This window comes from Mycobacteriales bacterium (genome assembly GCA_040902655.1).
Lineage (GTDB): Bacteria > Actinomycetota > Actinomycetes > Mycobacteriales > SCTD01 > SCTD01.
On record JBBDWV010000054.1, the window covers coordinates 1 to 13,429 of the forward strand.

At 71.0% G+C, this 13,429-nt stretch carries 9 protein-coding genes; 5 read left to right on the forward strand and 4 right to left on the reverse strand.

From position 1 onward, the window contains the following. Positions 1–87: 87 nt before the first annotated feature. The gene (locus WD794_15905) at positions 88–1,284 is read right to left on the reverse strand and encodes a hypothetical protein (protein MEX2291796.1); all 1,197 of its coding nucleotides are present in this window, start codon (positions 1,282–1,284) and stop codon (positions 88–90) included. Positions 1,285–1,459: 175 nt separating this feature from the next. On the opposite strand from WD794_15905, the gene WD794_15910 reads away from it, so the two are divergent. From WD794_15910 to drmC, 5 genes are all read left to right on the forward strand, one after another. Next, positions 1,460–1,771 carry an antitoxin Xre/MbcA/ParS toxin-binding domain-containing protein gene (locus WD794_15910; protein MEX2291797.1) on the forward strand — a complete coding sequence of 104 codons (312 nt, stop codon included), beginning with the start codon at positions 1,460–1,462 and terminating at the stop codon, positions 1,769–1,771. Continuing rightward, positions 1,768–2,391, forward strand: a complete 624-nt coding sequence (locus tag WD794_15915; protein MEX2291798.1) for an RES family NAD+ phosphorylase — start codon at positions 1,768–1,770, stop codon at positions 2,389–2,391. Before WD794_15910 ends, WD794_15915 begins: the two co-directional genes overlap by 4 nt. A 116-nt stretch (positions 2,392–2,507) precedes the next feature. Continuing rightward, positions 2,508–6,116 (forward strand): DISARM system helicase DrmA, encoded by a 3,609-nt coding sequence (gene drmA / locus WD794_15920; GenBank protein MEX2291799.1) that lies wholly within the window; start codon positions 2,508–2,510, stop codon positions 6,114–6,116. After that, positions 6,113–7,948 (forward strand): DUF1998 domain-containing protein, encoded by a 1,836-nt coding sequence (locus WD794_15925; protein ID MEX2291800.1) that lies wholly within the window; start codon positions 6,113–6,115, stop codon positions 7,946–7,948. Before drmA ends, WD794_15925 begins: the two co-directional genes overlap by 4 nt. Beyond that, positions 7,945–8,661: a DISARM system phospholipase D-like protein DrmC gene (gene drmC / locus WD794_15930; GenBank protein ID MEX2291801.1), complete on the forward strand. Its 717-nt coding sequence runs from the start codon at positions 7,945–7,947 to the stop codon at positions 8,659–8,661. Before WD794_15925 ends, drmC begins: the two co-directional genes overlap by 4 nt. Before the next feature lie 250 nt (positions 8,662–8,911). Here the strand turns inward: drmC and WD794_15935 are convergent, their stop codons facing one another. The 3 genes from WD794_15935 to WD794_15945 form a co-directional block, all read right to left on the reverse strand. Next, positions 8,912–9,832, reverse strand: coding sequence for an NYN domain-containing protein (locus WD794_15935; GenBank protein MEX2291802.1), 921 nt, complete (start codon positions 9,830–9,832; stop codon positions 8,912–8,914). 225 nt (positions 9,833–10,057) lie between these two features. Beyond that, positions 10,058–12,610, reverse strand: coding sequence for a MobF family relaxase (mobF, locus tag WD794_15940; GenBank protein MEX2291803.1), 2,553 nt, complete (start codon positions 12,608–12,610; stop codon positions 10,058–10,060). Between the two features lie 276 nt (positions 12,611–12,886). Next, positions 12,887–13,138, reverse strand: coding sequence for a hypothetical protein (locus WD794_15945; protein MEX2291804.1), 252 nt, complete (start codon positions 13,136–13,138; stop codon positions 12,887–12,889). Positions 13,139–13,429 lie beyond the last annotated feature (291 nt).

Here is a 13,429-nt window from a genome sequence, read left to right on the forward strand (position 1 = left end):
TCGCCTGCAGTCCTACAAGATCAACAACGAAGTTCAACGTAGCGACACGCTACCGATCTTGCGCAACACCCCACCGCCACCGGGCGGCTAGGCAGCCGGGCGGCGCCGTGTGACCTGACGGCGGTGCTCAGCAACAACGGACACCGCACGCAAGGCGGAGTCGTCCACGCGCGCCACCTCGGCGGTCCGCGACGCGGCGACGTTGATGCGGGCGGCCAGTTCCAGGCCGGCGGCGGCCTCGCGAGCCAAGAGGTGCCACCGCCAAGCCGGCCGGTCCGCCTGCGCGACCGCTTCCAAGCTGCGCAGCCGCGCCCGGATGGCGTGCGCGCGGCCGTCCTCGAGCAGAGCGCGGCGCCCGCCCGGACAGCACGAGACGTCCAGGCAGACCAACTCGGGAGCAATCCTTGGGTGCTCGAGCAGCGAACGGACCGAGGCCTTCGGAATGCCACGCTTGAGCGCCGCGATGTACACCGGGCGCGCGCCGCCCCCGCTCGGCCGCTGGCGGTGCGCAGACATGGCCCCGCGCAGGTCGCAGCGTTCGCGCCAGCCGATCCCGCACTCGTAAGCCCGGGCTCCGGCCGCCACCGCCGCCTCCCCCAGGGTTCCCTGCTGCCAGGCGAGCACGGGGTGCCGACGGCTCAACCGGCGGGTCACGGCGATGAGCGATGCCAACCGCTCTTCGGGCCTGACGCCCGCGTCGACCCTCGAGGCAGCGAGCGCTACCTCCGTCGGTTCAGCCTCATCGAGGGCGCGGCCCAACGGGTCCAGCCCATCGGGCCAGGAGCTGCGGTCGAGCAGCCGCCACCCGAGCGCAAGGACCGCGACGGTCGGAAGCGCCAGCCCCGTGCGGTCCACATAACGCCGCGTCGCGCGCCACAGGGCGGCCTGCACCTCACCCCAGCCGTCGTCGACAGCCTCGACGTGCACGTAGGGCATGACGATCGCCGTTGCTCCGCAGGCGAGCTGGTAGTCCACGACCCCGGCGACGAGAGCGTCGATCCGTCGGGGGTGACACAGGTCCGACGGCGAACTCGTCTGGGGATCAGCGAAGGTCAGCTGCGCCCAAGGATCCGCGGGGTGCTGCACGTCCTGCAGATAGAAGGTCTGCGGGTCGATGAGGAACGGGACCCCCGTCTCCTTCGCCGACACGCTGATGCTCGGCGCAGCGCTGGCGACGTGCGCGTCGACGACCACCCGATGGGGGCGGTGGTGAGGAGGGCCGCCGAGCACCGCCTGGACCAGCGCGGCGTCCCGTGCGCCGGCCCGGATGAGTAGTTCGGCCATGACAGCCTCCTCCGTCGAGGAGTTGAAGGTAACACTACACGCAGTTCGAAACGCAACTGCGGCGCCCATTGACAGGTAGTCTGACCTGCAGAATCATCCGGGGCGCCACCGAAGGGAACCGATGACCAGGGCGAGTTCGCGATCGGACGAACGCGATCGAGGCAGCGTGACGTACATGCGCATCGTCGACGACGTCACCTCGTCCGTGATCACGCAGACGGAGCTGGCCAGTGCCGTCGGAGCGTCTGTGCGTACCGTCCAGAACTGGACGAGGGGCGGCTCCCCGCGTGGGGCCACAGCTCACCGGCTGCTGGACGTGCAGCACCTCGTCAACGAGCTGCGCGAGGTCTACACCGACGAGGGCATTCAGATCTGGCTGCGCTCACGCAACCGCAACCTGGGTGGCCGCCGGCCCATCGAGTTGCTTGCTGAGGACCAGATCGACGTCGTCCTCCAAGAGGTGGACCGCGTCGTGGGAGGCATGTGAGCACGGACAGCCTTGCGGCCCGCCTGGCGCTGGTGCCCGCGGCAAGCGAGGCCGGCATCTGGCAGCGTCACGCGAGGGCACGCACGGCACGCCACGGGCTGGACGGCAGGGCCGGCGACGGCCGTTGGGGTACCCGCGGCGCCTTCCCCGTGCTCTACCTCGGGCGGCCGACCGACTCGGTCGTCGTCGAGGCGTACCGGCACCTGGTCGACCCTGTCGACGTCGAGGACGCGGCCGAACGCGACTCGTTGCTGGACAACCTGGTGCCTCGCGTGCTGATCACGTGCAGCGTCTCGGCCACGGGGTTGCTCGACCTGCGCAGCCCCGGCGCGAGAGGGCACGCAGGCCTGACACTGCAGGATCTGCAGTCGGGCACGGACGATCAAGATGCCTACCGGCGGTGCCAAGAGGTCGCGCAGGTCGCTCACCAGCTGGGACGTCACGGCGTCATCGCTCCGGCGGCCACCGGGCTGGGCGAGACACTGGCGCTGTTCACGGACCTGCTGCCGTCGGGCGAGAGACCGGTCAGGAGCGCCGAAGACGAGCCGTGGGTCCGTCTGCCTGCCGACCCGCGTACCGAGCGGGTCCGGCAACTGCGCGTCGTGCCGCGCACGGACTGATCGTCGCAGCTTCTGACGCCCTCTGGATACCCCACGGTTCCGGTGCAGGGCGCCGCAAAGCCTCTTCTGTCGTGCGGCAAGGCCATGATGCCCAGACCGTCGCCCAAGGAGGACCCATGACCCCGGCCACATCTTTCGACGTACGCGCTGCCCTCGAGGACCTGCTCGAGCGCGACCTGCTCGGGCCGTGGGACGGGTCGGCCGAGGAGCTTCCCCCGGGCACGACGCCTGGCGAGCGCTACCTGCTCGGCCGGCTGGTGCCGCGCCGACCGGAAGGCGCCGAACCGGTCACTGACGCTGAGCAGGCCCCTGAGGACGACGGCGTCGAGGACCGGCCGGAGTTGATGGACGAGCAGGGCGTGGGTCTGGACCCAGACGACCGGGAGGCGCCGCCGTCCGTGGCAGCGATCCGGTCGCGCGCGATGGCTGCCTCCTCGCTCGGCCTTGCCTTCCAGCTGCCCACCGACGTCGACATCGTGGTCGTGGAGGCGTCCTGGGGGCGTTACAGCCCCGGGTCGTCCGAGCACCACGAGACCCCGACGGGACGAAAGCGCACCGTGTGGCGCCGTGAGCCCGCCGGCGGCTCGGTCGAGGTCCGAGTCGACGAAGAGGGTTCCGGCTCGGCCGTTCCGGACGGGCACAGCGAGGGCGTCGTCGTCCGCTGGACCGTGCGCCACCGCGGCGAGCGACGGGTGGTCGAGGTCTTCCTGGTCAACGGCCAGCCGGTGTCGCAGCAGAGCCCGGACCGAGACCGGCTGTTCCAGGTCAGCCTGTCCGTCACCGCTCTCGACGCCAGCTCCGCGATCTTCCTGGGTCACAACGACCCCGACGTGCCCGAGGTCCGCCACGACAGCGACCCCGAGCTCCGGCTGCTGGCCTTGCAGCACCGCCGCCAGCGGCTGTACGCCACCGGCCGGCAGTGCGCGGTGGATGCCGACGTGCAGGACGGCCAGGCCAGGGCGTGGCGGCTGCGCACGACCTGCTTTCCCTCGGCCGAGGTGCCTCTCGTGGTGCCGGGCGACCCAACGGCCACACCTGGATTGCTGCTCGACATGGCGCGCCTCGGCAGCCCTGACCTCGAGGCCGACGACCTGGTCCGCGGTCTGCGCCCGCTCGTTGACGGCTACAGCCGGTGGCTGGATGGGCAGCGGATCCTGCTCGAGCACGACGCGGAGATCGGCCGCTACCGCGACGTCGCCCTGCCCGCGTTGGCCGAGGCACGGGAGACCGCGGCCCGTCTGGGCCGTGCCGTGGACCTGCTACGCGACGACCCGCAGGCTCGGGAGGCGTTCCGCTTCGCCAACCAGGCGATGGCGCGTCAGCGGGTGCGCAGTGAGCTCGTACGACGGCGCACCGCCGAGCCGGATAGTGACGTCGTCGCTCTGCTGCGCGAGCTCGACGTTCCCGCAAACCGCTCCTGGCGGCCCTTCCAGCTGGCCTTCGTCCTTCTCTGCCTGCCCGGCTTGAGCGATCCGTCTCACCAGGACGCCTTTCGCGGCCCCCTTCTCGACGGGCGGGCCCAGCTGCTGTTCTTCCCGACCGGCGGTGGCAAGACCGAGGCCTACCTCGGACTGACGGCCTACACGATTGCCGTACGCAGGCTGCAGGGCCTGATAGGCGAAGGCGCAGACGCGCGAGACGGCACCGACGGTGTTGCCGTGCTCATGCGCTACACGCTGCGGTTGCTCACCGCGCAGCAGTTTCAGCGCGCCACCGCTCTCATCTGCGCCTGCGAGCTGCTTCGTCAGGAGCGGGTGGCGGCCGGTGACACCCGCTGGGGGGACACGCCCATCCGGATCGGGCTGTGGGTCGGGTCCAGTGTCACGCCCAACACCTTCGACGAGGCGCTGCGCCAGCTCGAGGACGCAGCCGGACGCGCCGGCGAAGGACAGGTGGGCGGCCTGCAGCAGTTCGCCGGCTGCCCGTGGTGCGGGGCGCCGCTCGACCTCGGCCGGGACGCGCACGCGAACAAGCTGCGGCGCCGGGTCCTGCTGCACTGCGGTGACCCGGACGGTCGGTGCCCGTTCACCCCCGCCCGGTCGGTCGAGGGGTTGCCGGCGGTGGTCGTCGACGAGGAGATCTACCGCCTGACGCCGGCGCTCGTGATCGGGACGGTCGACAAGTTCGCGGCCCTTCCCTGGCGCTCGGCCACTGCCCACCTGTTCGGGCGGGTCGGCACCGAGTGCGCCCGCCACGGCTACCGCAGCCCGGACATGGCGGAGTGGTGCAAGAACGGCGGCCACCCGAAGGCAGGCCAGCTGCCGTCGACGTCACCACAGCCGGTCCCGCATCTGCTGCGGCCGCCCGACCTGATCATCCAGGACGAGCTGCACCTGATCTCCGACGCACTCGGCTCGATGGTCGGCCTCTACGAGACGGTCGTCGATCGGCTGTGCACCCGGACGCAAGCCGGCGCTTCCGTACGACCGGTGCTCGTGGCGTCTACGGCGACCGTGCGTCGGGCCAAGCAGCAGGTGCAGCAGGTCTTCGCGCGTGGGCTCACTGTCTTCCCCCCGCCGCTGCTGGACGCTGGGGACACCTTCTTCTCGCGCCGGGTGCCGCCGTCGGCCCAACAGCCGGGTCGGCGCTACCGCGGGATCCTGGCGCCCGGCGAGCGGCTGACGGCCGTGGAGATCCGCGTGATGACGGCGCTGCTGGAGTACGGGCAGCTGCTGTTCGACCAGCACGGCGAGGCCGCCGATCCCTACCTCACCGTCGTCGACTACTTCACCAGCACCCGCGAACTGGCCGGCATGCGCCGCCTGGCCGAGGACGACGTCACTGACCGGCTCGGCCGCCAGGACGCCCTGGTGCAACGCCGCCGCCCCACCATCGCGGAGCTGACCAGCCGGATGGAGAGCAAGAAGATCACCCAGTCGCTGTCCGACCTGGAGCGCCGCTTCTCCGTGGATCAGGACAGCACCGCCGGCATGCGGGCACTGTCGGAGCTGCGCAAGTCCGACAAGCCCACGTGGGACAAGCAGGTCCGGCCGGGCTACCTACGACCGGTCGATGTGCTGCTCGCCACGTCCATGCTGCAGGTCGGCGTCGACGTGCAGCGCCTCGGTTTGATGGTGGTGACCGGCCAGCCCAAGAACATGGCGGAGTACATCCAGGCCAGCTCCCGCGTAGGTCGCTCGACCAGCGCGCCCGGACTGGTGGTCACCATCTTCCAGTGGAACCGGCCGCGTGACCTCGCCCACTACGAGCACTTCGCCTACGACCATGCGACGTTCGGCCGTCGAGTCGAAGGACTGACGACGACGCCCTTCAGCGACCGAGCCCTGGATCGGGGCCTGGCCGGAGTCCTGGTCAGCGCGCTGCGACACAGCTCGCCGTCCAGCCTGCCGAACCTGGGAGCCCACACGGTCGGCCTGGGCTCGGCCCACGTCGCCGATCTCGTCGAGGCGCTGCGCGCTCGGGCCGAGCTGGTGGCCGACTCGGCCCCCGCAGGGCAGGCGGTCCGCGACCGGGCACAGAAGCAGATCGACACCTGGCTCCACCGGCGCAGCACGCTGCCGGTCGGCCAGCTCGGCTACGAAGCCAGCACGACCGCGGCGGCCGGGCTGCTTCGCGAACCGGACGACCCGCCGTGGAACGACTGGAGCGCCCCACGCAGTCTGCGTGACGTTGAGCCCGAGGTGCTGCTCCAGCTGCGTCGCGAGGACGCCAGCTGGACGGCCGCACCGGCATGGGACTTCACCCCCGTGGATGGTGGATCGTGAGCCAACTCAAGCCTGATCCGACTCGCATCGGCCAGGGCCGGCCGAGCCAGCTGATGACCGTCTCCGGCGTCGGGGCCGTGGTCGATCTTCCCGGGATGAGCGTCGTGACGCGGGGGCTGGAGGCTTGGGGCGCAGGCGGGACGGCGATCTCCGAGCCTCGCCTGCTGGACGAGGTGCAGCGCGCACTTCCCGGCGCGGGGATCACCTCGCTGCGGGCGGCTCCCTACGACCCGTCGGCCTCCGACGACCCCTTCACTCGGCTCGGGGTCCCCGTCACTACCTTCCCACGCTGGCTGCGGTGCCCGGCCTGTCACCAGCTGCTGCCGATCGACGGCGTCGACCAGCTTGAGCTGCAGCACCGCTGGGGCCGACGGCCCGACCTGGCCAAGTGGGTGCACCGGCACTGCCCCCGGCAGAACGTCGCGGTGTCCAAGAGGCGTGCCTGCATCCCCGCTCGCTTCGTTGTGGCGTGCGCGAACGGCCACCTCGACGAGTTCCCGTACGTCGACTTCGTGCACGTGAACGCCGCGCGCACCTGCCCCGGTCCCCAGCTGGAGATGCGCGACGCCGGCAGCACGCTCGGGCCGCGCGTCTCCATCCGCTGCACCGCTGGCTGCGACGCGCAGCGCAACATCAGCGAGGCGGCCGGCAGCAAGGGCGCCCACAACCTGCCGCGGTGCCGTGGTCGGCACCCGCACCTGCAGACGTTCCAGGTCGGTTGTCCCGAGCCACTGAAGCTGATGGTGCTCGGCGCTTCCAACTTGTGGTTCGGCGTGACCGCGAGCGCGCTCCACCTGCCACAGGCTGATCCGGTGTCCGGTCTGATCAGCGACCACTGGGCGGTGCTCTCGGCGCAACCGGATGCCGAGGTCCTCGCCAGCGTGGTGGCGATGGTTCCGGCGCTGCACGCGCTGCGAGAGCTGACGCCGGATCAGCTCTGGTCGGAGGTCGAGGAGGAACGCACCCGGCGCAGCACTGAGCCGAAGGACGCCGCTGTCGGGCTGCTCGACGCCGAGTGGGACCTGCTGTGCGATCCCACCACGACCAAGCACGACGGCGACTTCCTCGCGGTGCCGACGCCTGCCCCCTCGGCCTTCACACATCTGCTGAAGCAGGTCGTCCAGGTCAAGCGGCTGCGTGAGGTGCAGGCGCTGCTCGGCTTCACCCGTGTGGAGGCACCGGGTCAGGGCGACCTCGCGCCCGCGCGACGGGTGTCGCTGTCGTCCGGTCGCAGCACCTGGGTGCCAGCAGTGGAACGCCGCGGCGAGGGCATCTTTCTGCAGCTGCGTGAGGACGCCGTCGCCTCCTGGGAGAGCCGGGTAACCGACCACCCGCACGTGCTGGCGTTGCGCGGTGCGCAGACGCGTTGGCTGGCGAATCGGGATCGGCAGCCGGCGCCCGACTTCCAGCTAGCCCGTTATCTGCTTGTGCACACGTTGAGCCACCTGCTGCTGCGCCAGGTCGCCCTGGAGTGCGGCTACTCCTCCGCCAGCATCCGCGAGCGGATCTACGTGGGGACACCGGCTGCACCCACGGCGGGCTTGCTGCTGTCGACTGCGGCGAGCGACAGCGAGGGGACGCTCGGTGGTCTGGTCGCGCTGGCCGACCGGAGCTTCCTTGGCCGGCTGCTGCAGGACGCCCTCGACGACGCGCGGACCTGCTCTTCCGACCCGCTGTGCGCCGAGCGCGTCCCGGAAGCTCCGAGCGACGTGCTGCACGCTGCCGCGTGCCACGCCTGCCTATTCGCCTCCGAGACCAGTTGTGAGAGCGGCAATCGTTGGCTGCACCGCGGGGTCCTGGTCGACATCGCGGATGTCCTTGCGTTCTCATGACCGACGTCGTCGCGCTGGCTCGGCGATGGGTGGCTGAACTCCCGCGGCCGTTCGTCGCGGCGCTCGCCGCGGCTGCGCTCGAGGGGCCGGGGGAGATGAGCGCGCTCGTCCACGACACCGCCGCGCCCGCCTCCCGGAGCGCGGCGCGACAAGCCAAGGAGATCGTCAAGGCCGGCGATGGTCCGTACCTCGCCGGCCTCATCAGGGGATGCGTGGCAGCCGCGGCCGAGTCGGTGGACGTGCGGCCAGTGTGGACAGGGCCGGCGTCGACGGTCGTCGGGAGCCGCCTGACGATCGCTGTCGTCGCCGACTTGATTGCCGCAGCGCAGCAGGAGATCGTGCTCGTCAGCTACGCGACCTACCCGCCCGCCGGCGTCACCGCCGCTCTGTCGGCGGCTGCCGAGAGGGGGGTCGCCGTGACCCTGCTGCTCGAGCGTGCCGAGGACAAGCCCGGGTGGAACGGCCTCTCCGAGCCCTTCCCCGATCTCACGGCTCAGGTCCTGTGCTGGCCGCTCACCGAACGTCCCGCCGGTGCCTCGCTGCACGCGAAGGTGCTCGTGGTCGACCGACGTGTCGCTCTCGTCGGTAGCGCCAACCTCACGGCCTTCGCCATGGAGCGCAACCTCGAGTGCGGCCTCATGGTCACGGGTGGCGACGTGCCACGTCAGATCGCCGAGCACCTGACCAGTGCCGCCGGGCTACACCGTGTGTAGATCGACGGTCAGGCCTCGGCGTGAGCTGCGTCGACCTCCGCGCCAAATGCGTCGACAGGACAGTCTGGTTGCAGCGCTGCCCACCGTCACGGTCGTCATGGTTGAGGCGGATAGTTGCGCGCTCAAGCATAGATGCAACTGTGTGCCGTCTTCCTGATCTTGCAGTTGATCTTGTCCAGGAGAGGGGTTCGGCTGGCAGCAGGGGGGCTCGGTGTTGGGCGCGTCAGGGCAGTGCCCGTGTCGTCGTCACCTACAAGCGGCCGATCTTCGCCCAGAAGGCCTCGCGTAGTGCGAAGCGCCAGTCCTGCGGGATGTCGTAGATCGCCAGCTTGTTGCTCAGGTCGTTGAGCAGCGCACGGTCCATGTCCGAGGGGATGAGCGGCTTGCCCTTCAGCAGCTCGTCGCGGCTTGCCTCAGATGCGCCCCGCCACCAGTTGATGACGACCTTGTCCACCACGTCTCCGATGGCCTCAGCCGCGTGATCATCGAGTGCGGTGTGCGTTCCGTAGGCACCGCCGGCGCCGGTTGACGTGCTGTAGGCCGGTAGCGGGGCAGCGGTCAGCGGTCGCACGATCGGCGGTCTCGGGATCGGGCGTGCGACGTCAGTCGGCGTCGGGCCCGGGCGAGGATGCACCGCAACCACCGGGGAGCGCGGAGGACTGCCTTGCGTGGCCGGCTCCTCGGCGACCCCTGACGCTTCGGCCACCTCCTTCATGGCGGCCGAGGCCGACTTCTTCACGTGGTCGTCAATCACCGCCGTGCGAATCAGCTGCAGCTGGTCCACGGTCATCTGGAGGTTCTGAGAGACCGAGATCGCCTGTCCTTGATCGTCGGGCACAACCAGTGAGATGACCTGGACGCCGTGGTGCTGGGCCTCCTCGACCGCCTCGCTGAGGTCGTCGTCACCAGAGACGAGGTACACGACTTCGGCGGCCTTGTTGCGGGACTGCGTGATCAGGTCAAGAGCGAGCTTGAGGTCCACGCCCTTCTGCTCACCGTTGAACCCGACCCTGCCCAGCCGGAGCTTCACCTTCGGCAGCGTCGCGATGTCCCGTTGGCTGCCGGACGGGGCGCCCTGACGGGTTCCCGAGTCGTACCAGTGGATACGCAGGAGCGGCAGGCCGCTGTCGGCCTCCACCTGCTTCGTCAGCTCCGTCAGCAGGCCCGGCACGTCGACCTCCGTCGCAGACCGGAGCGACGTCCCCGTGACGCGGGTCGATGCGGCCGCGATCAGGTAGCCAGCGTCCACGTACAAGCTGCAGTACGACCTCACGACGAACCCTCTCCTCGGTAGCCACAAGGTAGGGGCGGGTGCGGACAATCAACCCCTGCTGACGTGTGGCCCAACGAAGGATCGTGGCCGGTGAGACGCACGGGGATCAGCGCTCAGGCGGGCTCACCGAGTGCGATGGGTGACTGCCAGCTCCTGGGCTCGGCTGCGGCCCAGCGCTGTGCGTACGGCGGCGAGCGCGTCCTCGACCTCTGGCTGGGGTCGCCGCGGGGCGTGGCAGTCCTCTTGCGCCGGGTCGTCGTCGACGGGCCGGTCGACGAGGTGTAGGTCGTTGCGCTGTCGGCCGCGCGACAGCCCGACGTAGCCGGCTTCCCGGTAGAGCGCGTCCGAGCCGAGGAGCATCGCCTGCTCGCAGGTCATGCCCTGGGACTGATGGACAGTGAGGGCGTAGCCGTGGTCGAGCCCGCCGCTGGCGAGGTAGGCGGCCGGGACGATCGTCGTGGCGCCGCAGAGCTGGACGGTCAGGGTCCCGGCGTCGGGGTCGACGGCGGTGACGATGCCGCGCTGGCCGTTGATCAGCCCGTGGCGGTAGTCGTTGCGCCGTGCGATCACCAGGTCGCCGGCGGCGAAGGACCGGTCGGTGTACGGGCTGACCGGCACCGTCAGGACCGGTCCGGTCAGCCGCCCAGCGGCGTTCATGTGCGCCCGGGCCCGCAGGTTGAGCTCGTCGACGTCGGTACGACGGACCGCGAGCATCACCACCTGCTCCGACGGTGCGCGCGTGCCGTCGGCAGTGGCGGCGGTCCACCAGGCGGCGGTGAGCGCGCAGCGGGCGTCAGCGCCGGTGCTGGCCCGCTGCACCCGGCCGGCCGCGTCGTAGTCGTCCAGTGCCCGGCTGGCGTCGCCGTTGCGGAGCTGGTCCAGGGCGCCGCGTTCCCAGGCCTCGACCTGTCGGCGGTTCTGCTGCAGCTCGGTGGCGTGCAGGGTCGTGGCCAGGGCACCGAACGCGCCGCCGGCGGTCAGCTCGGGCAGCTGGCGGTGGTCCCCGACCAGGACCAGCTTGGCGTCGGCGGCCTGGACGTGCGCCAGCAGCCGGGCCAGGGGTCGGGTGCCGAGCATCCCGGCCTCGTCGACGATCAGCACGCTGCCGCGGGCCAGCCCGGCCGGGCGACCACCGACCGGCCTGTCGAGCGCTGCCAGCAGCCGGGTGACGGTCATCGCCGGCACCCCGGCCTGCTCACCAAACGCCAACGCCGCGCGGGCGGCGACCGCCGTGCCGAGCACCGGCACCCCGCCGGCCCGCCACGCCTCGGCTGCGGCGGCGAGCGCGGAGGTCTTGCCCGCACCTGCCTTCCCGACGATCACCTCAACGCCGGCGCCCGAGGTCGCAACCTGGCGGACCATCGCCTGCTGCTCGGCGGACAGCTCCCGGGCGGCGAGTGCTGCGGCGACGTCGTCGGGGTCGGCCAGCCCCACCCCGGCGCTCCGGCCGGCGGCCGCGGCGGCCAGGACCGCGACCTCGGTCGCGAGCATCTCCCCGGTCGTGTACCGACGGGCGTTTCGAGCCGCACCACCAGGTTCCTGCGCGGGACGGCTGCTGCCGGCGCCGAGAGCCACGACGTCCGGGCAGACCAGCAGCCGGTCGGCCAGCGCCTCGACGTCGGCGACCGGCGCACCCTGAGGCAGCTGGACGCACCAGCCGCGGATCGCGTCCGGACGGCTGAACGTCGAGGCCCTGGCCGTCAACCCGGCCGGCGACAGCAGCTCGCCCGAGGCGCGCAGCAGGTCCGCGGGCTCCGGCAACCGGGCCGGCAACCGGCCGAGCAACCGGATCCGGGCGTCGGCGTCGAACCCGAGCGCGTCGGCCCGGGCGTGCCACTCCGCGGCGAGGGACTCCGGCCGTACGCCGTAGTCCTTGGCCTTGCGGGTCGCCAGCGTCGCGGCCTGCGCACCGGCGCGGCTGGTGCTGCCACGCTCGGCCATCGCGGCCTCGATCTCCACCCGCCGGCGGGAGAACGCCCGCAGCACTCGGTGCGGGATCCCGGCCGGCTCGGCGAGCCCGTTGTCCCGCACCGCCCAGGCCAGACCGAGCTCGCGGAGCTCATGGCGCAGCGCCGCCTGGTAGAGCGTGCCGGCGGTCTTGGCCTGGGCGTAGAGCTGATGCCCGTCCAGCGCGGAGAACCGGCCGTCCGCGCCGCGGATCATGTTCGCGACCAAGACGTGCGTGTGCAGCTGCGGGTCCCCGGCCCGGGAGGTCCGGTGCCGAAACGCGGCGGCGACGAACCCGCCGCCCGGCAACCGGCTGACGCCGTCCTTGCCGCGGCGGACCTCACCGGCCTCCCGTTCCAGGTAGCCCAGCGCCGCGGCGACCGCGGCGTCGTGCGCCCGCCGGACCTCGAGCATCAGCTCCGGGTCGCCCAGGGCGAACAGCAACGACACGCCCTTCGGCGCGGAGAACGTCAGGTCGTAGCCCGGCAACCGGTCCGGCCGCCGCAGCGAGAGCAGCGACCGCTGCGGATCCGCCGGTGACCGCCCGTCCAGCACCGCCGTCAAGGCTCCGGCGTCGACCCGCCCGGTCAGACCCAGACCGCCGCAGCCACCCCCGATCCAGCGCCCCGGGGCCTCACCCGAACCCAGGTAGTAGTCCTCCACCCCCCGGGCCACCGCCTGCAGGTAGTAGCCCTCCTGGCCACGGCCGAGCTTGCCGATGCTCAGCACCGGAAAAGACCAAGATCATGGGGACGCAATGGGGCCGGAGCGTCCGGCAGCAGACGACAGCGCCCGACACGTCCGGGACGCCAGCACCCCCGCTGACCTGCGGAAATCGGATTCGGCGACATCAGCCGTCACCGTCCGACAGGCCTTCACGCGCGCTCTTAATCCGCGGGTTCGGGGTTCGAGTCCCTGGCGGCGCACCCGTCCTGACCTGGGCTTTTGCCCTCGATGATCTTCCCGAACGCCTTGCCGCACAAGATCATGAGTTCAGCGGTGGGTTCAGGGGCGTCCCCGGAGCGCCTCATGTGTTACCCAGCAGACGTAGTTGTTCACGAAAGCAAGCGTTTCCACCGGACCTAGATCGGCCGTCCGACGCGTGAAGCCCGCCACGTCGGCGAACAGCACCGTCGCCTCCAGCTCCCGCCCCTTAAGGCTGAAGCTCGCGCCTCCGCCATCGTCGAGTGCGCCGTCGACGTCGAGCGGTCCGTCCTGGAGGTAGGCCTCGAGCGACGGAAAGTGTGCGTTAGACATGGACACTCCAGAACGTGAGGTGATACGCGACGGGCAGGCAAGGAGTCGCGAACTTTGGTGCCAGTCTCGCCAGCCGCCTCTGAGGCAGACCAGCTGTCCTCGTCAGGGCACTGACCGTGACGCGGGGTGCCCCCCGTCGCCCGAGCTACCCCGGGGCCAGCAGCGACGCTGGTGCGAGGTCCCGGTATCCGCCGGGGAGACAATCTTGGCCTCGGTCGACAACCTCTGTCTAATCCCAATACCGATAACTTAGAACTACAGTGTGGTATTCTTCGCGGCATGCCACGGGCT

Bases quoted from the DNA above. Each gene is read 5' to 3' on its own strand.
- drmC (MEX2291801.1), top strand. From the start codon at position 7,945: ATGACCGACGTCGTCGCGCTGGCTCGGCGATGGGTGGCTGAACTCCCG.
- WD794_15905 (MEX2291796.1), bottom strand. From the start codon at position 1,284: ATGGCCGAACTACTCATCCGGGCCGGCGCACGGGACGCCGCGCTGGTC.
- WD794_15910 (MEX2291797.1), top strand. From the start codon at position 1,460: ATGCGCATCGTCGACGACGTCACCTCGTCCGTGATCACGCAGACGGAG.
- drmA (MEX2291799.1), top strand. From the start codon at position 2,508: ATGACCCCGGCCACATCTTTCGACGTACGCGCTGCCCTCGAGGACCTG.
- WD794_15945 (MEX2291804.1), bottom strand. From the start codon at position 13,138: ATGTCTAACGCACACTTTCCGTCGCTCGAGGCCTACCTCCAGGACGGA.